This window comes from Sphingorhabdus sp. (assembly GCF_044239005.1).
GTDB lineage: Bacteria > Pseudomonadota > Alphaproteobacteria > Sphingomonadales > Sphingomonadaceae > Sphingorhabdus_B.
Window position 1 is genome coordinate 1 of record NZ_JBIICH010000029.1, and the last position, 19,279, is coordinate 19,279.

At 55.5% G+C, this 19,279-nt stretch carries 17 protein-coding genes; 9 read left to right on the plus strand and 8 right to left on the minus strand.

Annotated elements, in window-relative coordinates; translation table 11 throughout:
* The 5 genes from ACILQA_RS03885 to ACILQA_RS03905 all read right to left on the minus strand — a co-directional run.
* On the minus strand, positions 1-442 hold a 442-nt coding region (locus ACILQA_RS03885; protein ID WP_395628504.1), incomplete at its 3' end, for an AMP-binding protein.
* A gap of 65 nt (positions 443-507) precedes the next feature.
* The gene (gene dnaE / locus ACILQA_RS03890) at positions 508-3,984 is read right to left on the minus strand and encodes a DNA polymerase III subunit alpha (protein WP_395628505.1); all 3,477 of its coding nucleotides are present in this window, start codon (positions 3,982-3,984) and stop codon (positions 508-510) included.
* A 62-nt stretch (positions 3,985-4,046) separates the two neighbouring features.
* The gene (locus tag ACILQA_RS03895; RefSeq protein ID WP_395628506.1) at positions 4,047-4,535 is read right to left on the minus strand and encodes a glutathione peroxidase; all 489 of its coding nucleotides are present in this window, start codon (positions 4,533-4,535) and stop codon (positions 4,047-4,049) included.
* Positions 4,536-4,551: 16 nt separating this feature from the next.
* Positions 4,552-5,223 (minus strand): ABC transporter ATP-binding protein, encoded by a 672-nt coding sequence (locus ACILQA_RS03900; RefSeq protein ID WP_395628507.1) that lies wholly within the window; start codon positions 5,221-5,223, stop codon positions 4,552-4,554.
* Positions 5,216-6,466 (minus strand): lipoprotein-releasing ABC transporter permease subunit, encoded by a 1,251-nt coding sequence (locus ACILQA_RS03905; protein ID WP_395628508.1) that lies wholly within the window; start codon positions 6,464-6,466, stop codon positions 5,216-5,218. The genes ACILQA_RS03900 and ACILQA_RS03905 overlap by 8 nt, the downstream gene beginning before the upstream one ends.
* 451 nt (positions 6,467-6,917) lie before the next feature.
* Between ACILQA_RS03905 and ACILQA_RS03910 the strand changes: the two genes are divergently transcribed.
* Positions 6,918-7,403, plus strand: a complete 486-nt coding sequence (locus ACILQA_RS03910) for an Hsp20 family protein (RefSeq protein ID WP_395628509.1) — start codon at positions 6,918-6,920, stop codon at positions 7,401-7,403.
* A 151-nt stretch (positions 7,404-7,554) separates the two neighbouring features.
* On the opposite strand, the gene ACILQA_RS03915 is transcribed toward ACILQA_RS03910, so the two are convergent.
* From ACILQA_RS03915 to tpiA, 3 genes are all read right to left on the minus strand, one after another.
* Complete coding sequence (locus ACILQA_RS03915) at positions 7,555-9,189, minus strand: CTP synthase (protein WP_395628510.1); 1,635 nt, start codon at positions 9,187-9,189, stop codon at positions 7,555-7,557.
* A 101-nt stretch (positions 9,190-9,290) separates the two neighbouring features.
* Complete coding sequence (gene secG, locus ACILQA_RS03920; RefSeq protein WP_395628520.1) at positions 9,291-9,644, minus strand: preprotein translocase subunit SecG; 354 nt, start codon at positions 9,642-9,644, stop codon at positions 9,291-9,293.
* A gap of 84 nt (positions 9,645-9,728) precedes the next feature.
* Positions 9,729-10,475 (minus strand): triose-phosphate isomerase, encoded by a 747-nt coding sequence (gene tpiA / locus ACILQA_RS03925; RefSeq protein WP_395628511.1) that lies wholly within the window; start codon positions 10,473-10,475, stop codon positions 9,729-9,731.
* Positions 10,476-10,629: 154 nt separating this feature from the next.
* Here tpiA and ACILQA_RS03930 point away from each other — a divergent pair, with 154 nt between their 5' ends.
* Genes ACILQA_RS03930 through ACILQA_RS03965 form a run of 8 tightly spaced genes read left to right on the plus strand, consistent with a single transcriptional unit; the run spans position 10,630 to position 19,171 of the window.
* Complete coding sequence (locus ACILQA_RS03930) at positions 10,630-12,570, plus strand: SurA N-terminal domain-containing protein (protein WP_395628512.1); 1,941 nt, start codon at positions 10,630-10,632, stop codon at positions 12,568-12,570.
* Positions 12,557-14,032: an anthranilate synthase component I family protein gene (locus ACILQA_RS03935; protein WP_395628513.1), complete on the plus strand. Its 1,476-nt coding sequence runs from the start codon at positions 12,557-12,559 to the stop codon at positions 14,030-14,032. The genes ACILQA_RS03930 and ACILQA_RS03935 overlap by 14 nt, the downstream gene beginning before the upstream one ends.
* A gap of 35 nt (positions 14,033-14,067) precedes the next feature.
* Complete coding sequence (locus ACILQA_RS03940) at positions 14,068-15,132, plus strand: alpha/beta fold hydrolase (protein WP_395628514.1); 1,065 nt, start codon at positions 14,068-14,070, stop codon at positions 15,130-15,132.
* A gap of 42 nt (positions 15,133-15,174) precedes the next feature.
* Positions 15,175-15,759 carry an anthranilate synthase component II gene (locus tag ACILQA_RS03945; RefSeq protein ID WP_395628515.1) on the plus strand — a complete coding sequence of 195 codons (585 nt, stop codon included), beginning with the start codon at positions 15,175-15,177 and terminating at the stop codon, positions 15,757-15,759.
* Complete coding sequence (trpD, locus tag ACILQA_RS03950) at positions 15,756-16,751, plus strand: anthranilate phosphoribosyltransferase (protein WP_395628516.1); 996 nt, start codon at positions 15,756-15,758, stop codon at positions 16,749-16,751. The genes ACILQA_RS03945 and trpD overlap by 4 nt, the downstream gene beginning before the upstream one ends.
* Entirely contained in the window at positions 16,751-17,533 is a 783-nt protein-coding gene (gene trpC, locus ACILQA_RS03955; RefSeq protein ID WP_395628517.1) for an indole-3-glycerol phosphate synthase TrpC, read from the plus strand. The genes trpD and trpC overlap by 1 nt, the downstream gene beginning before the upstream one ends.
* Positions 17,526-17,993 carry a cyclic pyranopterin monophosphate synthase MoaC gene (moaC, locus tag ACILQA_RS03960; RefSeq protein ID WP_395628518.1) on the plus strand — a complete coding sequence of 156 codons (468 nt, stop codon included), beginning with the start codon at positions 17,526-17,528 and terminating at the stop codon, positions 17,991-17,993. Before trpC ends, moaC begins: the two co-directional genes overlap by 8 nt.
* Positions 17,990-19,171: a molybdopterin molybdotransferase MoeA gene (locus ACILQA_RS03965; protein WP_395628519.1), complete on the plus strand. Its 1,182-nt coding sequence runs from the start codon at positions 17,990-17,992 to the stop codon at positions 19,169-19,171. Before moaC ends, ACILQA_RS03965 begins: the two co-directional genes overlap by 4 nt.
* Positions 19,172-19,279: the final 108 nt, after the last annotated feature.

Here is a 19,279-nt window from a genome sequence, read left to right on the forward strand (position 1 = left end):
CATAGCTGTCGTCGCGGTCAAACACGATATAATGTTCAACAGTCTTCAGATGCGGCTTTATCCGGTCGATGATAGGCTGGAACATGGCATCATACATCAACACCTTATCTTCGGCGTGGTTCATGATATAAATCAGGTCTTCGTCGAACAACCGGACGTTGACGGTATGAATGACGCCGCCAAAACCAATGGCGCCATACCAAGTGGCAAGGTGCCGATGGTGGTTCATGGCAAATGTCGCGATCCGGTCCCCTTTTTGCAGACCAAAGCCGGCAAAGGCTTGTGACAGCTTGCGGGCTTCGGCTGCGACACCCGCCCAGCTTGTCCGTTCAAAAGTGCCATCAGCCCAACGCGTGACGATTTCGCGCGTGCCATGCTCTCGCGCTGCATAATCGATTAAATGGGTTACCCGAAGATCCCAATCCTGCATCGTACCGTACATACAAGCTCTCTCCCTCATCTTAAGTCGCCAATATTCTTGGCCTATATTTCCGTGTTTGCTGCTGATCAATGCACCAATGCTAGGCTTGGGCCAATCGGTGAAAGTTCAACATTATCGATGCCTTCAATGCCCTTTACTTGGTCCAGCAAAGACGCGTCTATACGGTATTTCCGGCCCAGCATGATCTGCACCCATTGGCCGTCAGAAGACCGCGTTTTGATGATGAGTTCGCTCCGCCCGCCTTGCAGCGGTTCAACCATCTCGGCCAAACGTGCAATGGCGGTTTCTTGCGACACATCCAGCTGCATTTTTAACCGCGATACGCTTGTCAGCCCGCTGAGCGCCTTTGCGCTTTTGACGGTGAAGCTTGGCACTTCGTCCCCTGCCCGCATATCCATTTCACAATGCAGCAAAAGGCATTCGGCATCCTTCGCCCATTCGGCCAGTTGACTGCCCACGGCCTCATCAAAGCAGCGCACCGAAAACTGTCCGCTCATGTCCGAAAAATCGGCAATCATGAAGCGTTTACCCTTGCGGGATTCACGCCAGCGCACGCCTTCGATAAGTGCGGACATGGTAGCGGCGCGACGCACGCCCTCGGGGATTGGGCCGCTCTCCAGCCACACCGCATAAGGTTTTGCGCCATGGCTCGCCGCCAGCGCATCATATTGCGAACATGGGTGGGCGGAGAAATAAAAGCCAAAGGCGTCTTTCTCTTGGTTCATCTGCTCGCCCGGTGCCCATGATAGCCGCCCATCAATCCGTAAGGCTGCCATGTCGGACCCGCCCTCACCAAACAGTCCGCCCTGCCCGCTTTCACGGGAATCGCGGGCAGATTGCGCTGCGGCTAACAGCGTTTCTGCAGCGCCATGCACGGCAGCGCGATTAGGCTCCAGCGCATCAAATGCGCCTGCAGCAGCCAGATTTTCAAGGCTGCGCCGGTTTATCTGGCTGGGGTCAACACGATTGGCGAAATCATCCAGGCTTTTGAAAAGCCCCGCCGCGGTCCGTTCCGCCACAAGCACTTCCATGGCGCGTTCGCCGACATTCTTAATGCCCCCCAGTGCATATCGGACGGCATGTTCGCCATGGGCGTTTGTCTCAACGGTGAATTCGGCTTCGCTTTGGTTGATGTCGGGCGGATGGCACACGACATCTAAGCGGCGCATGTCATCCATGAATATCGCAAGCTTGTCCGTCTGATGCATGTCGAAACACATGGATGCCGCGAAGAATTCTTCAGGATGATGGGTTTTCATCCATGCGGTTTGATATGCAAGCACCGCGTAAGCGGCGGCGTGGCTTTTGTTGAAGCCATATCCGGCAAATTTGTCGATCAAATCGAACAGCTCATTTGCCCGGTTCGGTGGAATGGCATGGGTAGCGCAGCCGGTAACAAAACGTTCGCGCTGCGCGTCCATTTCGGCCTGAATCTTCTTACCCATCGCACGGCGGAGCAAATCTGCTTCACCAAGGCTGTATCCCGCCAATATCTGGGCGGCCTGCATAACCTGTTCCTGATAGACGAAGATTCCGTAAGTTTCGTTCAATACCGGCTCAAGCAAAGGATGCGGATATTCGATGCTCTCCTCGCCATTTTTGCGTCGACCGAACATCGGGATGTTGTCCATTGGGCCCGGGCGGTAGAGTGAGACGAGCGCGATAATATCGCCAAAATTGGTGGGCTTAACCGCAGCAAGCGTCCGCCGCATCCCTTCGGATTCCAGCTGGAACACACCAACCGTGTCGCCGCGCTGCAGCAATTCATACACAGCTGGGTCATCATGCGGCAAAAGCCCAAGGTCAATGTCGACCCCACGCTTCGCCAACATCTGTGTCGCTTTTTGCAGAACGGAAAGCGTCTTCAGACCCAGAAAGTCGAACTTAACAAGACCCGCACTTTCGACATATTTCATGTCGAATTGCGTGACGGGCATATCCGAACGCGGGTCGCGATATAAAGGCGCAAGCTCGGACAATTCACGGTCGCCGATAACAACACCGGCGGCGTGCGTTGAACTGTGGCGTGGCAAGCCCTCAAGCTTCATGGCAAGGTCGAACAAGCGCTTCACTTGCGCGTCGCGGCGATATTCCTCACGCAATTCAGCGACGCCCGCCAGTGCACGCTGCAAATCCCATGGATCAGCCGGAAGATTTGGCACCTGCTTGCACAGCCGGTCCACTTGGCCGTAACTCATTTGCAGAACGCGCCCGGTATCGCGCAGTACAGCGCGCGCTTTCAGCTTACCAAAGGTGATGATCTGGGCGACTTGGCGTGTGCCATATTTTTTCTGCACATAACGGATCACCTCTCCGCGCCGCGTTTCGCAAAAGTCGATATCGAAATCCGGCATGGAAACGCGGTCTGGGTTTAAGAAGCGTTCGAACAGCAAACCAAGCTTAATGGGATCAAGGTCCGTAATGGTCAGCACCCACGCGACGAGCGAACCCGCGCCTGACCCACGGCCGGGACCCACGGCGATGTCCTGTTCCTTTGCCCATTTGATAAAATCGGCAACGATCAAGAAATATCCAGAGAAGCCCATGGAGCAAATGACGTCCGCTTCGAACGTCAGCCGGTCGAAATAAACTTGGCGGGTTGCTTCATCGGTAATGCCTGCGGTCTCAAGACGCGCCAACAGCCCTAAACGGGCGTCCTCACGTAACTGCGCATCCTCCGCCGTGCGATCACCTGCTAGGCTTGGCAGGATTGGGTTTCGATATGGCGCCAGTGCAGCGCAGCGCTGGGCAATAACCAGCGTGTTGGCCAGAGCCTCGGGCACATCGGCGAACAATGCGCCCATTTGCTTGCCGGTCTTGATCCATGTGTCACGGCTGCTCCGCCGCCGGTCTTGGCTTTCGACATATTCGCCATCGGAAATGCACAGCATTGCGTCATGCGCATCGAAGAAATCCGGTTCGGCAAAAAATGCGGGGTTTGTCGCAACCATTGGAATGTCGCGGGCATAAGCCAGATCAATCAACGCCTCTTCCGCGGCGTCTTCACGGCTATCGTTGCGCCGGCTGAGCTCGATATATAGCCGGTCCGGAAACAAGGCCTGCAAGCGGGACAGATATTCCCCCGCGGCATTGTTTTGGCCATCACTTAACAGCTGCGTTACGGCGCCTTCAGCGCCACCGGTCAGCGCAATCAGGCCATCGGAAAATGGCGTAAGCTGTTCCAGCGTAACATGCGCATCCAAATCTTCGGGACGGTCAAGATGCGCCATGGAGACCAGACGGCACAGATTATTATATCCGCTTTCGTCCTGCGCAAATAACGGCAACCAGTCGCGGATGAACTTGCCGTCGCTTGTCGGCCGCCGGACGCCAAGGAGCGCGCCAATGATCGGCTGCACGCCCTTTGACTGTGCGCCATCCTGAAATGGCATAACGCCATAAAGACCATTGCGGTCGCAAATCGCAATCGCCGGAAACCCTAGTTTTTTTGCAGCTTCACCAATCGCCTTGGGCTCGATTGCGCCTTCCAACATGGTGTAAGCGGAAAACACGCGCAAAGGGACGAAAGGCACATAGGACATAAAGCTATGTTAGATGACTCGCCGGATTCGACAATGCAACTTTTCGGCTAATCTGTGGACAATCAGGCAGGTTGCGCAAGAAGCTTTTCGATGTCGTTGGCAAGCGCTTCGGGTTTAACTTGCGGGCCGTGGCGGGCAACCACATTGCCCTTGCGATCGACCAGAAATTTCGTGAAGTTCCATTTAATACCGCGCGACCCCAGCAGGCCAGCCTGCTGCTGCTTGAGGTAATGCCAAAGCGGGTCTTCATTGTCACCATTGACGTCAATTTTGGACGCCAAGGGGAATGACACATCATAGGTCAATGAGCAGAAATTCTTGATCTCTTCCTCGTTGCCCGGCTCCTGCGCGCCGAACTGATTGCACGGGAACGCCAATATCTCCAGACCCTGGTCCTGATATCGCCGATACAGCGCCTCAAGGCCCTTATATTGCGGCGTAAAGCCACATTTCGACGCGGTATTCACGATCAGCAAGACCTTACCCGCATGGGCCGCCATGGCTTCGCTTGCGCCGCCGGGCATTTTGACCGAAAAATCGTAAACTGACATCTTCTATCCCCTTGGCTTAAGCTAATCTTCCGTCCTTCAGCCGCACGACGCGGTCCATCTTCGCGGCAAGGCGCTCATTATGTGTCGCGACAATCGCCGATGAGCCCTGCTCTCGGACCAATGCCATGAACTCACCCAGCACAATGTCGGCGGTGTGCTCATCCAGATTACCCGTCGGTTCGTCTGCCAGTACCAGTTTAGGGCGGTTCGCAAGCGCCCGCGCGACGGCGACACGCTGCTGCTCGCCGCCGGAGAGTTTGGATGGCCGGTGATGGAGCCGCTCAGAAAGACCAAGCTGCGTAAGTAAATGGGTCGCGCGTTCGACGGCATCTTCGGGCGTTGCGTCGGCAATCAATTGGGGAAGGACAACATTCTCAAGCGCGTCGAAATCGGGCAGCAAATGGTGGAACTGGTACACAAACCCAAGCTTTTGCCGGCGTATTTCGGTTTGACGGTCAACACCTGCCGAACTGACTTCTTCACCATCCAATTTAATCGAGCCCGAAAAACCGCCCTCAAGCAGACCAACTGCCTGTAGCATCGTTGATTTCCCCGACCCCGACGGGCCAAGCAAGGCCACAAGCTCGCCCTTGCCAACAACGAGGTCGACACCGCGCAGCACTTGTATGGTGACATCGCCCTGCACAAATTTGCGGCGCACGTCGATGAGTTCAACGACATTATTCATAACGCAACACCTGAACTGGATCCGTACTTGCCGCCTTCAGCGCGGGGTACAGGGTGGCAAGGAAACTGAAAAGCAGGGCCAGCCCACAAATTGCCAGCACTTCGACAGGGTCCGTTCGCGATGGCAGCTCGGTGAGAAACCGGATCGATGGGTCCCACAAATTTTGCCCGGTCAGCAGCTGAATGAAATTGACCACCGACTGCCGGAAATACAGGAAGATCGCGCCCAATATCAGGCCAAGCACAATACCGGACGACCCGATCAACAAGCCCACGGTCATGAATATCCGCAACAGTGATTTTCGCGAAGCACCCATCGTCCGCAATATCGCAATGTCGCGCGTTTTCGCCCGCACCAGCATGATCAGCGATGACAAGATGTTGAACACCGCAACCAATACGATGATGGATAGGACCACAAACATGGCAACGCGCTCAACTGCCAGCGCCTCAAACAAAGATGCGTTCATGCTCTTCCAGTCTACGATTAGACCTTTGTTCTCCAGTTTCGGCAAAAGCGGCGCGAGAATCTCGTTCACCTTGTCGGGATTTTCAGTCTTAATCTCGATCATCCCGATTTCGTCGCCCAACAACATGAGCAGCTGTGCCCGTTCGATAGGCATGATGACGAACGCTTTGTCATAATCATAAACGCCAACTTCAAAGATCGCGGCCACTTCATAAGAAATTTCGCGCGGCACCGTGCCGAAGGGCGTGGTCCGTCCCGCAGGGTTGATGATCGTAATGCTCTGCCCGACCTGAACCCCCAAATTTTGGGCAAGTCGCGAACCGATAGCCACCCGGTCTTCATTTGGGCTCAACGCTCGCAAGCTTCCGGCGACCGTTTTCCCCTTTAGCGTTTCGTTTTTCAGTATGTCATTTACCGACATCCCGCGCGCCAGAATCGCTTCGACCCGGCCATTGAAGGTGGTGAGCAATGGTTGTTCAATCAATGCAGTGGCACCGGTGACGCCGGGTGTCTTCTCGACATCGTCCAAAATCTGACGCCAGTCCTGAAGCCGCCCGCCATATCCTTGCACCACAGCATGGCCGTTCAGGCCAACAATCTTGTCGAATAATTCAGCCCGAAAGCCATTCATTACACTCATGACGATGATGAGCGCCGCTACGCCAAGCGCCACCGCGACAAGGCTAATACTCGCGACGAGGAAGATGAAACCTTCGCCTTTGCCCGGCAGCAGGTACCGGCGCGCCACCATGCGTTCATATCGCGACAATATCATGTGCGGTCACTCGTCAATGTTTTCGGCATATCCGGTTCTTAGGTTCCACCACGAGGACTGGCAAGCATTGTTGCAGGGGTGCAACAGCGTTTGAAAAAGCGTTCGGCGGAGTGTGGTTCCAATTGCAAAGCAGACCGCAAAGGAAGATGACATCATCGAATTCGTCGAGAGCCTGTAAAGGCCGATGGTTCAGGGTGAAAATCAGACCCGCCGGTGGGGACCGGCAGAGGACTGAAACTACGCGCTAGCAAAGCTGCAGAGCGAGGCCGTTCGGAAATATCCGGGCGGCCTTGTTTTTTACGCCTTCATTTTTTGATGCATTTTTTCATCTTGCAATTTTCTGGGCACTCCCCATCTGGACACGCGGAGGCCGAAAGGCTCCAAAACGACATAGCTGACCGCTGCTCTTGCGGGGTTGGCACACACCAAATTGCTTGATGGAGAATTTGATATGCAACGTTTTGATTTTACACCGTATCGCCGGAACACCGTCGGTTTTGACCGCTTGTTTGAACTGCTCGAAAACACCGGGCGCGCGGCCACAAACGAAAACTATCCGCCTTTCAATATCGAACGCACCGGCGAAAATGACTATCAAGTCACCGTCGCAGTTGCCGGGTTCAAATCCGATGAAATTGACATAGTTGCGCAGCAGAATCTGCTGATCGTTACGGGCAGCAAGCACGCTGAAGGCAACGACAATCGCGATTTTCTGCACATGGGAATCGCGAGCCGCAATTTCGAACGCCGCTTCCAACTTGCGGACCATATTCATGTGACCGACGCTGATATGGCCGACGGTCTTTTGATTATATCGTTAGTGCGCGAAGTGCCGGAGGCATTGAAGCCACGCAAGATCGCAATTGGCGGCAAAACCGCAGCTAATGTCATCGAACACGCAGATAGCGCCAAGAAAAAAGGCACCAACGCAGCCTAAATATATTTGGGGCGGCCGATTGCTCGTCCGCCCCTTCACATATTATGAGCCCGGGTCGCAATGGGTCCGCACGGGCGTGAGCCGCGCTTGCACATTCTTTAAAAGATCCGCTTCGTCGATGCCAATGCGCCGATGAAAACGTCTCGAATCGCTACACCAGTCGGCTTTGTTTCACCGCAGCAGCAACGAAACTCGCAAACAACGGGTGCGGTGCAAAGGGACGCGATTTCAGTTCTGGGTGGAACTGTACGCCGATAAACCACGGATGATCCGGGCGCTCTACGATTTCCGGCAGCTCACCGTCGGGTGACATCCCGCTGAACACAAGGCCGCCCTGCTCCAAAGCCGATTTGTAATGGACATTGACCTCATAGCGATGGCGATGCCGCTCAGAAATGTCCTGCGTGCCATAGATCCCCGCGACATGACTGTTTCCAGCCAACTTCGCATCATAGGCGCCAAGGCGCATCGTGCCGCCCAGATCGCCGCCCGTTTCACGTTTCTGGATGCCCTCTTCGCTCATCCATTCGGTGATGATACCAACAACGGGTTCGGTGGTCGGGCCAAATTCGGTGCTTGATGCGCCGGCGATACCCGCGGTGTTCCGCGCGCCTTCAATGCACGCCATCTGCATGCCGAGGCAAATGCCAAAGAATGGTACTTCGCGCTCACGGGCGAATTTCACCGCCGCAATCTTACCTTCGGAACCGCGCTCGCCAAATCCGCCGGGGACGAGGATTGCGTTCATCGGTTCAAGCGCTGCGGCAATGTCATGTTCTGATTGCTCGAACAGTTCAGCGTCGATCCACTTGATGTTCACCTTTACGCGGTTCGACAGCCCGCCATGCGTCAGTGCTTCATTCAAGGATTTATATGCGTCGGCAAGGCCGACATATTTACCAACAACGCCGATGGTGACTTCACCTTCGGGGTTTTGTTGGCGGTCAATGATATCATCCCAGCGGCTAAGGTCTGGTTCACCATCTGATTCCAGCCCGAAAGCGCGCAGGACTTCATTATCCAAGCCTTCGGCATGATATTGCAGTGGCACCGCGTAAATGCTTTTCGCGTCCAAGGCCGGAATAACCGCCTCTTTACGCACGTTACAAAATGCAGCGATTTTCGCGCGCTCATTTTCCGGCAGCGGATGTTCGCAACGGCACAAAAGGACATCGGGCTGAATGCCCAATGATGTAAGTTCGCGGACGCTGTGCTGCGTCGGCTTGGTCTTCAACTCGCCTGCCGCAGCAATGTACGGGACGAGCGTGACATGCACGGACAGGGTCCGTTCGCGGCCAAGCTCGTTCCGCAGCTGGCGGATGGCTTCGATGAAGGGAAGCGATTCAATGTCGCCGACGGTTCCACCAATTTCGCACAACACGAAATCAAGGTCTTGGGTATCCGCCTTTGCGAATTCCTTGATAGCATCTGTCACATGCGGAATGACCTGGACCGTCGCGCCGAGATAGTCCCCGCGGCGTTCCTTTTGAATGATGGTCTGATAAATGCGACCCGACGTTATATTGTCGGACTGCCGCGCAGAAACGCCCGTAAACCGTTCATAATGCCCAAGATCAAGGTCGGTTTCCGCCCCGTCATCAGTCACATAAACTTCGCCATGCTGATAAGGCGACATCGTGCCCGGATCAACATTGAGATAAGGATCGAACTTCCGGATTCGAACGCGGTATCCGCGCGCCTGTAAAAGGGCAGCAAGCGATGCTGCCATAAGACCTTTGCCAAGCGAGGAGACCACGCCACCGGTGATAAAAATGAACCGTGCCATGGGAGAAAAGGCTTAAGACACGTTTGCGGCAAAACACAAGCGAACGAATCCGTTCACGGAAAAATAACCTGTGCAAAAAACGTTTTTTGGTGCCGAAGCGATTATTTATCCAACGGAACTTCGGTTGCTGGTGCCCCCGAAGCTGGAGCCGCTGGTGCAGTCGTCACAGGTGCCGCCGGAGTCGCAGGCACTTCGGTACGTTCAAGGCTGCTATCGATTTCGCCCGTGCCACCTTTTTGCGCAGCAACGAAAGCCAAGGAAATCGAAAGGATAATAAACAAGGTCGCCAAAATGGTGGTGGTACGCGTCAGAAAGTCGGCTGCACCACGTGCGGACATCAATCCCGATGGGCTTCCGCCCATTCCCAAACCGCCGCCTTCAGACCGCTGCATCAAGATAACGCCAACAAGCGAGGCTGCGATAATAGCCTGAACAACGATAAGAAAATGGAAAATGCCCATGATGAATTCCGAATAAATAAAGGCAATAATATGCCGGTTGTTGCGCCCACATAGCGAGCGCATGACTGTTCTTCAATGCTATTCGCCGAAAGCTTGCGCTGCGGCTAAAATGGGCTCGAATTTCGCGCAGGTCAGACTTGCGCCGCCAATCAATCCGCCATCGACATTTTCGACCGCCAGAAGCTCGGCCGCATTATCTCCGTTCATGGACCCGCCGTATAGAATCCGGACACCATCGCCGACCAGACCATAACGATCGACCAGCGCCGCACGAATGGCGCCGTGCATTTCCCGTACATCCGCCATTTCCGGAATACGCCCGGTGCCAATGGCCCAGACGGGTTCGTAGGCAATACTCAACCAGTCGCCAGATATGTTCTGCGGCAATGAACCCAAGACCTGTCCCAAAACAACATTTAAGGCATTGCCTGCGTCCCGCTCAGCCAGTGTTTCCCCGACGCAGATGATGACTTTCAGGCCCGCCTTGTGCGCGGCTTCCGCCTTTGCCAGCACGTCGTTATCCTGCTCATGTTGAGCGGCGCGGCGTTCGCTGTGCCCGACGATTGTCAAAGACGCGCCCGCGTCGACCAACATATCCGCCGACACACATCCGGTATGCGCGCCTGATTGCTGCATGTGGCAGTCCTGCCCACCGATTGGGAAGCCTTGTACACTGCCACACGCACGGCTGATGAGGGTTGCTGGCAAACATAATGCGGATTCGACAGCGGAATAGCTCAGAGATTTTTCTGCGATTGCGGCAATTTCGGCTAAATCGCTCGACACACCGTTCATTTTCCAGTTTCCGACAATCAACTTACGCATGCCATTATCCTATCATTGGGGTTTGCGAATCTTGATAAGGCTCTGACATGGTTTCAACAGTCGGAGCAAGTCTATCCCTTGATTGCCAAAGCCTTGCCGCCTAAAGCGTCTCGCAACAATCGGCCCAGTCCGTGATATCAGGAAATTGCAATTCATGATTACCTCCATTCGTTCGCTCATTAACTCCAAATTCGGCGCAATTTTCGCGTTGGTTTTCGTCGGGATGATTGCCATTGCCTTCGCGCTTGGCGATGTGACCGGATCAGGCAATTTTGGTGGCTTGAGTGGCGGAAACGTTGCACGTGTGGGCGACCGGAACATCACATTGGGTGAACTGAACGATGCACTTGATAATCGGTTAAAGGCGGAACGTCAGAATAACCCTACGCTGGATATGGCCGGTTTTGTTGAAGGTGGTGGATTGGACTCAACGCTCGACCAGCTGATCAATCGCTACGCCATTACTGTGTTTGGTGAAGAATATGGAGTCGCCGTCAGCAAGCGTCTCGTGGATTCGGAAATTCGCAAAATACCCGGTGCCATGGGGCTTGATGGTAAGTTTAGTGCAGACGCCTTTCGCGCCTTTGCCCAACAAATTGGCGTAAGCGAAAAAGCCATCCGCGACGATCTGACACAGAATTTGTTTGCGCAACAAATCTTGCCAGCTGCGGCAAGCGGTCCTGCGGCGCCCGATGGCATGGCTCTGCCATATGCATCGTTGATGCTTGAACAACGTGCGGGACAAATCGCTTCGATTCCAGCCACCGCATTTTTGCCCAAGGCGCCTCCAAGCGCAGCGGCACTCAACAAATTCTATGCAGACAACGCCGCGAAATTCACGATCCCTGAAAAACGGGCAATCAGCTACGCGATCTTTGACAAGACTATTATTGCAGGCCGCGCAAAACCGACGGAAGCAGACATCGCGGCATATTATAAAGCCAATTCCGCAAAATTTGCCGCATCGGAAAGCCGTAACATCAGCCAGATGATCGTACCAACCGAAGCTGCAGCAAAGTCGGTTATTAGCCAGGTCGCGGCCGGCAAATCATTGGCCGACGTCGCCAATGGCTTGGGCCTTTCCGTAACAACAACCGCCAACGTCACCAAAAGCAGCCTTGCCAGCACGGCAACCGCAGCGGTTGCCGACGCGGTCTTTGCCACAAAGCAGGGTACATTGGCAAAGCCAGCCCGCGGCAAGCTGGGCTGGACCGTTGCGCGCGTCGACAGCGTGAACAATGTTGCTGCAAAATCACTTGCGGCGGCCCGCGCGGAAATCGAGAAGGAATTACTGCAGACGCGCAGTGAAGAAATGCTGACCGAAATGACTTCGGAAATCGAAGATGCATTTGCGGATGGCGGAACGATAGCTGACATTGCCAAGCAAAACGGCCTGTCGGTGAATACCTCGCCCAAATTGTTGGCGACGGGTCAGGATATCTCCAACCCGGCATATAAACCTATTCCGGAAATGCAGGTCATTTTGCCCGCCGCGTTCCAAATGGAAACGAACGGTGAAGCCCAATTGATCGAGTTGGTACCCGGCGAAAAATTCGCGATGATTGCGGTTGCCGATTTCGACGAAGCAGCGCCGCCACCTCTTAGCGACGTCCGCGCGTTGGTTCAGCAACAATGGGCGTTTTCAGAAGGCGCAAAGGGTGCCCGCGCTGCTGCGGACCGTTTGCGTAAGCTGGTGGATAGCGGCCAACCGCTTCAGACTGCTCTTGCCGCGGCCAATGTCCAGGGCGCGCAGATTGAACGGCTGACCGGGACGCGTGCAGATCTTTACCGCGAGGGCCAGCCCGTGCCGCCGCCATTGTCGCTCATGTTCGCCATGAAAAAAGGCACCGCCAAAATTGTTCAGGCAGGCGGCGAGCGCGGATGGTATGTGGTGTACCTGACCGACGTTATTAAAGGTAACGCCAGCGGCAATGCGGATCTTCTTCGTGCCCGCAAGCAAGAGCTTTCCGGTATATTGCAGCAGGAATATGCCGCACAGCTGATCGTCGCTGCATCGAAAGATGCCGGTGTTGAAAAGAACGAAGACGGGATCGCGGAAGTGCGCACTCGCCTAACCAACCGTGACGGCAACTAAACCTGAACTCATATGGCGCAAGCGCATTGCTGATACCGAAACGCCGGTATCAGCGGCGCTGAAGCTGTTTGTTCCGGAGCGTGGCGATTTCATTCTGGAATCGGTCGAAGGCGGCGAAACGCGCGGACGGCATAGCCTTATCGGCCTCGCACCCGATCTGGTGTTCCGCGCGGCCGGCGATAGCGCCGAAATCAATAGTCAGTGGATGACCGACAGGACCGCTTTTGCGCCCTCTCCTTTGTCATCATTGGATGCGTTACGGGCGCTTGCCGCTGATTGCCGCATGGATGTTCCCGAAGAGCTGCCGCCCGCCCTCGCCTGCTTGGTGGGCTATTTCGGTTACGAGACAATTGGCTTGGTCGAAAAGCTACCGCGCGCACCGCAATCGGCGCTTGAGCTGCCGGACATGCTGTTCGTCCGTCCAACTGTCATATTGGTGTTCGACCGGCTGAAAGACGAAGTGTTCCTCGTCTCGCCAGTTTGGACCGGCTTAGGTGATCCACAGGCAGTGGCATTGGCGAATGAGCGCCTTGATGAGACAGAGCGGTTGTTGAACCTTGGCCAAGTGCCGTCTGCTGGCGCGGTGTCAGTATCCGAAGAACGCGAAATCAAGCTTACGCCTGTGTTGCCCGAGGGCCGCTATGCCCAAATGGTTGCGTCGGCCAAAGACTATATTGAGGCAGGCGATATATTTCAGGTCGTGCTTGCCCAGCGTTTCACCGCACCGTTTGACCTGCCGCCGGTGCATTTATACCGCGCCTTGCGGCGGATTAACCCGTCACCTTTTCTATACTTCATCGATCTTCCCGGCTTTGCGCTAATCGGCTCCAGTCCCGAGATATTGGTCCGCGCGCGCGGCGGCGAGGTAACCATCAGGCCAATCGCTGGAACGCGTCCGCGCGGCAAGAGCAGCATTGAAGACGCTGAAAACCGTGCCTCATTATTGGCTGACCCCAAGGAACGCGCGGAACATCTGATGCTGTTGGACTTGGGCCGAAACGATGTGGGCCGCGTGACCAAAGGTGGCAGCGTCACCGTAACCGACAGCTATATGGTCGAATTTTACAGCCATGTGATGCACATCGTCTCCAACGTTGTTGGGGAGCTTGCTGACGATAAAGACGCCATCGACGCTTTGTTCGCAGGCTTTCCCGCCGGCACCGTTTCAGGTGCACCCAAGGTCCGCGCTTGCGAAATCATTGCCGAACTCGAACCAGAAACCCGCGGCGCCTATGCGGGCGGCGTTGGATATTTCTCGCCCAATGGCGATATGGACAGCTGCATCGTTTTGCGGACTGGCATCGTCAAAGACGGTGTCCTTCATGTACAAGCCGGCGCCGGTATCGTCGCGGACAGCAACCCCGAATATGAGCAGCGCGAGTGCGAGGCAAAGGCCGGTGCGCTGATTGCAGCTGCGCGTGAAGCTTTTCGTGTCGCGGGTGAAGCAAAATTCGGACAGTAGCTTGACGACTACGGAAAGGTCGTTAGCTAGTATCCATGCGTAAATTTCTGATAGCTTCACTGGCATTATTGTCCGCAATTCACACTCCGGCCAAAGCTGAAATAGCGACCTCCGTAAAGGCTGACGCGGTCTTCGCGAACTTTACCTTTGCCAATGGCGAGCGTCTGCCAGAACTCAAAATTCATTATACAACGCTCGGCACGCCAACGCGCGACGCGAATGGCAATGTCACCAATGCCGTGATGATCCTCCATGGCACCGGCGGCACCGGGCATCAGTTTTTCCAGCCACAATTTGCGGGTGAGCTTTTCGGTCCTGGCCAAGTGCTCGACACATCCAAATATTTCATCATTTTGCCGGACAATATCGGCCATGGGAAATCGACGAAGCCAAGCGATGGCCTTCGGATGGCGTTTCCGAAATATGACTATGCCGACATGATCGCGGCGCAGCACCGGTTGGTGACCGAAAAGCTTGGGGTTAAAAAGCTGAAGTTAATCCTCGGGACCTCAATGGGCTGCATGCATGCATTTATGTGGGGCACGGCCTACCCCGACGCCGTCGAGAAGCTTGCACCATTCGCATGCCTTCCTGTCGAGATCGCCGGACAAAATCGCATGTGGCGCAAGCTTTCGATGGATGCGATCAAAGCTGATCCGACTTGGAGCAATGGTAACTACACCGCACCGCCATTGGCCGGACTGCGCACGGCAGCGAGCCTTAGCATAATAGCGGGTGCAAATCCGTTGGCGTTGCAGGCGCAATATCCGACCCGCGCCGCCGCGGAGGCGTTTACAGATGAAGCCTTCGCGCGGATCGTTACCCGCAACGATGCAAATGACATTATCTATCAGCTGGATTCATCGCGGAACTACAACCCATGGCCAACGCTTGAATCGATCAAGGCTCCGACATTATGGATTAATTCGGCAGATGATTTCATCAACCCGCCCAATTATGGCATCACGGAAACTGCCGTGAAACGCATGCCAACGACCAAGTTCATCCTCATCCCTGCGTCTAAAGAAACAAAGGGCCATGGAACGCATAGTTGGGCCAAGTTCTGGAAGGAGGAACTGGCAAAATTGCTTGCGCAATAGTGCCTCTTCCAACCGCGGGTTAAAGCCGCTAGGGCATCGCCCATGATCCTTGTCATCGACAATTACGACAGCTTCACTTGGAACCTCGTCCATTATCTGATGGAGCTTGGCGCTGAGGTCGAAGTTGTCCGCAATGATGAAATGTCGGCGGGACAGGCTCTGTCATCGGGTGCGGAGGCCTTTCTCATTTCGCCCGGGCCAAAAACACCGAATGAAGCGGGCGTGAGCCTTGAGCTCGTCGCGGCTTGTGCAGAGGCTGGAAAGCCTTTGCTGGGCGTTTGCTTGGGCCACCAGACCATTGGTCAGTATTTTGGGGGAACCGTTGCCCGCGGCGGATTGATGCATGGCAAAACATCGCCGGTCACACATGAAGGGAGCGGATTGTTTGAAGGCCTTCCGTCTCCGTTTCAGGCAACGCGCTATCATTCGCTTATCGTCGAAAATGTACCGCCGAGCCTTGTCGTGAATGCAACCAGCGATGACGGCCATGTCATGGGCTTTCGCCACGCCACGCTGCCAATCCATAGCGTTCAATTCCATCCTGAAAGCATCGCCACCGAACATGGTCACGCGATGCTGGCCAATTTTATGCGCATTGCCGGTATGGCCGTGAAGGAACGAGCATGAACGCCTTTGGTCCCCTGCCCGACCCGCAGCATCTGTTTGACCATGACGAGGCCGCACAGGCCTTTGCGGACATCCTCGACGCGCGTGCCTCTGAAGATGAAATACAGGCGTTCCTCGTTGCACTCACTGCGCGCGGCGAGACAATGGTGGAAATTGCCGCCGCTGCGCAAGCCATGCGTGACCGGCTGATCCCCATTGATGCGCCGGAAGGTGCCATTGATGTTTGTGGCACGGGTGGTGACGGGTATCATACGCTTAATGTTTCGACCGCCGTGTCAATCGTGGTCGCCGCGTGCGAGGTTCCAGTAGCTAAACATGGCAATCGCGCCGCGTCATCAAAGGCTGGTGCGGCAGATACGCTTGAGGCCCTCGGCCTCAACATGGAACGCGCGGGGCGCATGGCGGAAGAAACGCTGAAAGACTTGGGCATCTGCTTTCTGTTTGCAGCCAACCATCATCCCGCGATGAAGCGGATTCAACCGATCCGCCAACGCATCGGTCAACGCACGATTTTCAACCTGATGGGACCGCTGGCCAACCCGGCACGCGTAAAACGCCAGCTGATCGGTATCGCGCGACCTGCCTATGTCCCTGTGTATGCTGAGGCACTTCATCACCTTGGCACCGAACATTCGCGGATCATTTCGGGCGATGAAGGTCTTGACGAATTAAGCTTGGCCGGCGGCAATGAAGTCGCCGTGGTTGAGCCCGAAGGTGTCCGTTTCCAACGTACCAGCGCCGCTGATGCGGACCTACCCGTGCATCCGGTTGACGCCATTCGCGGCGGCGATGCGCAGCATAATGCGGCTGAACTGCGCAAATTGTTGCTGGGCGAACATGGCGCGTATCGCGACGCCGTATTGTTCAATGCCGCGGAGGCTTTGTTGGTTGCTGGCGTTGTTGAAACCATGCCCGATGGGGTTGAAGAGGCCGCAGAGGCAATCGATAAGGGCCTTGCCAATGCGTTGCTGAACTGTTGGGTGAAATATTGATGGCCGACAAGCTTGCAGAAATCTGCGCGACCAAGCGCATGGAAGTGGCCGAACGCAAACCTAAGGGCGTGTCGCATTGGCCTGCCCCATCGCCGCCGCGTGGCTTCGAAGCGGCGCTGCGCGCAAAAAGCGCATCTGGCATTGCGCTGATTGCGGAAATCAAAAAAGCCAGCCCGTCAAAAGGCCTCATCCGCGCAGATTTCGATCCTGCAGCCCATGCAAAGGCCTATCAGGCGGGCGGCGCGGCTTGCCTATCCGTTTTAACCGACGCGCCGTATTTTCAGGGGCATGAGGATTATCTCATCGCTGCGCGCAACGCATGTGACCTGCCCGTCATCCGAAAGGATTTCATGGTCGATCCATGGCAGTGCGCGGAAGCGCGCCAAATGGGCGGTGATGCTATTTTGATTATCGTGGCGGCATTGGACGATGTGGCGATGGTCGAAATCGAAGATGCGGCTGTTGCTGAGGGGCTGGATGTCCTTGTGGAAGTTCATGATGAGGCCGAATTGGATCGCGCGCTTATGCATCTGAAATCGAAATTGGTTGGCGTGAACAACCGCAATTTGAAGACATTTGAAGTCGATCTGGCGACAACGGAGCGTTTGGCAAAGCTTGTGCCCGCCGACATTTTGCTGGTGTGCGAAAGCGGCATTTCGACGCATGCCGATTGCCAGCGTATGGCCACATCTGGGGTCAACACATTCTTGGTCGGCGAAAGCCTGATGCGGAGCGCCGATGTTCAGCTTGCGACGCAAAGGTTATTGACCGGACATGGCTGATCTCACGCATCTGGGTGCCGATGGTGCCGCACATATGGTCGATGTGTCGGCCAAAGCGGATACGGCCAGAGAAGCCGTTGCCGAAGGCCGCATCACGATGTCCGCTGAAGCGCTGGACGCCGTGCGTGCTGGCAATATCAAAAAAGGCGATGTACTTGGGACGGCGCGGATTGCCGGTATCATGGCCGCGAAAAAGACGAGCGAACTCATACCGCTTTGCCACCCGCTCATGCTGTCCAAAATTGCCATCGCGTTTGAATTTGAAGACCATGGCATTCGCGCAGAGGCACGGGTGCGTTTAAATGGTCCGACGGGTGTCGAGATGGAGGCTTTGACCTCTGTGTCCGTTGCCTTGCTCACGCTGTACGACATGGCAAAGGCGCTCGATAAATCGATGGTGATTTCCGACATACGATTGCTGTCCAAAACGGGCGGCAAATCGGGCGATTGGCACGCATGATTTCGGTCGCCGAAGCGCAGGCCAGATTATTGGCGCTGGCTTCGCCATTGCCGTCTGTTGAACTGGAGCTCACCAAGGCCGCGCGGCATTATCTGCACGGCCCGCTCCATGCGAAACGCACACAACCCGCGGCCGATCTATCCGCAATGGATGGATATGCTTTATCATCCGCTGCGTTTCCCGGACCTTGGCAGGTTGTCGGTGAAAGCGCCGCAGGTCGGCCCTTTGATGGCGCATTGGAACATGATCAAGCCGTGCGCATCTTTACGGGAGCGCATGTCCCCGCTGGCGCGGATACTATTTTAATTCAGGAAGACGCTGCGCGTGACGGCGACACCCTGATGGCCACGGCGAAGGATGCACTTGCACCGGGCAAGCATATTCGCACGGCGGGTGGCGATTTTTCGTCCGGCGATATGATCCTGACGACAGGAACCTTTCTGGAGGCCGGACCTTGCGCGCTGGCGGCTATGGCCGGCCATGGCACCGTTCTGGTTGGCCGTTGGCCGCATGTAACGATTGTTACGACAGGCGACGAGCTCCTGCCTGCGGGCATAGAGTGCAGTCCTGCGCAGATACCATCATCAAACGGCCCAATGCTGCACGCGGTGTTATCCAACCTGCCATGTAAAATCACGGATGCGGGCATCATTGCCGACAGGCTGACCGATCTGGAAACAAGGTTAAGCGCGCTTGCATCCACCACCGACATTATCGTCACAACGGGCGGCGCGTCGGTTGGCGACCATGATTTGGTCCAGGCTGCACTGCGCAATATTGGCGCAGATATGGATTTTTGGAAGGTCGCGATGCGCCCCGGAAAACCCGTCATGGCGGGAAAGATTGGCAATACAATAGTGCTGGGTCTGCCGGGCAACCCCTCTTCGGCGTTCGTAACCGCCTTTCTGTTCCTGCTGCCGCTGATACGCCATATGGCGGGCAGCCTGTCCCCGTTACCCGAAGTCTTTGAGGCAAAGGCCGACAACCCATTGTTTGCAGGCGGAAGTAGGACAGAATATCTTCGCGCTAGGGTCCAAGGCGGTGCCATCACAGCTTTTACCACGCGGGACAGCGGCTTGGTTTCGCCACTATCGCACAGCAATGCACTGATTATCCGTGATGTAGACGCACCTGCCATGCCATCTGGCGCAATTGTGCAATATCATCGGTTGTTCTGACCGCAACGCGCTTACGGTGCACAAATGTTCTTGACTTAACCGCATTTGTTCTCTAATCGTTCTTCTCATGTTCAACATGATGGAACCCTGAATATGCTCACAGCCAAA

Excerpts from the sequence above, each read along its gene's own strand:
- dnaE (WP_395628505.1), bottom strand. The coding sequence starts at position 3,984 with ATGTCCTATGTGCCTTTCGTCCCTTTGCGCGTGTTTTCCGCTTACACC.
- ACILQA_RS03895 (WP_395628506.1), bottom strand. The coding sequence starts at position 4,535 with ATGTCAGTTTACGATTTTTCGGTCAAAATGCCCGGCGGCGCAAGCGAA.
- ACILQA_RS03900 (WP_395628507.1), bottom strand. The coding sequence starts at position 5,223 with ATGAATAATGTCGTTGAACTCATCGACGTGCGCCGCAAATTTGTGCAG.
- ACILQA_RS03905 (WP_395628508.1), bottom strand. The coding sequence starts at position 6,466 with ATGATATTGTCGCGATATGAACGCATGGTGGCGCGCCGGTACCTGCTG.
- ACILQA_RS03910 (WP_395628509.1), top strand. The coding sequence starts at position 6,918 with ATGCAACGTTTTGATTTTACACCGTATCGCCGGAACACCGTCGGTTTT.
- ACILQA_RS03915 (WP_395628510.1), bottom strand. The coding sequence starts at position 9,189 with ATGGCACGGTTCATTTTTATCACCGGTGGCGTGGTCTCCTCGCTTGGC.
- tpiA (WP_395628511.1), bottom strand. The coding sequence starts at position 10,475 with ATGCGTAAGTTGATTGTCGGAAACTGGAAAATGAACGGTGTGTCGAGC.
- ACILQA_RS03930 (WP_395628512.1), top strand. The coding sequence starts at position 10,630 with ATGATTACCTCCATTCGTTCGCTCATTAACTCCAAATTCGGCGCAATT.
- ACILQA_RS03940 (WP_395628514.1), top strand. The coding sequence starts at position 14,068 with ATGCGTAAATTTCTGATAGCTTCACTGGCATTATTGTCCGCAATTCAC.
- ACILQA_RS03945 (WP_395628515.1), top strand. The coding sequence starts at position 15,175 with ATGATCCTTGTCATCGACAATTACGACAGCTTCACTTGGAACCTCGTC.
- trpD (WP_395628516.1), top strand. The coding sequence starts at position 15,756 with ATGAACGCCTTTGGTCCCCTGCCCGACCCGCAGCATCTGTTTGACCAT.
- trpC (WP_395628517.1), top strand. The coding sequence starts at position 16,751 with ATGGCCGACAAGCTTGCAGAAATCTGCGCGACCAAGCGCATGGAAGTG.
- moaC (WP_395628518.1), top strand. The coding sequence starts at position 17,526 with ATGGCTGATCTCACGCATCTGGGTGCCGATGGTGCCGCACATATGGTC.
- ACILQA_RS03965 (WP_395628519.1), top strand. The coding sequence starts at position 17,990 with ATGATTTCGGTCGCCGAAGCGCAGGCCAGATTATTGGCGCTGGCTTCG.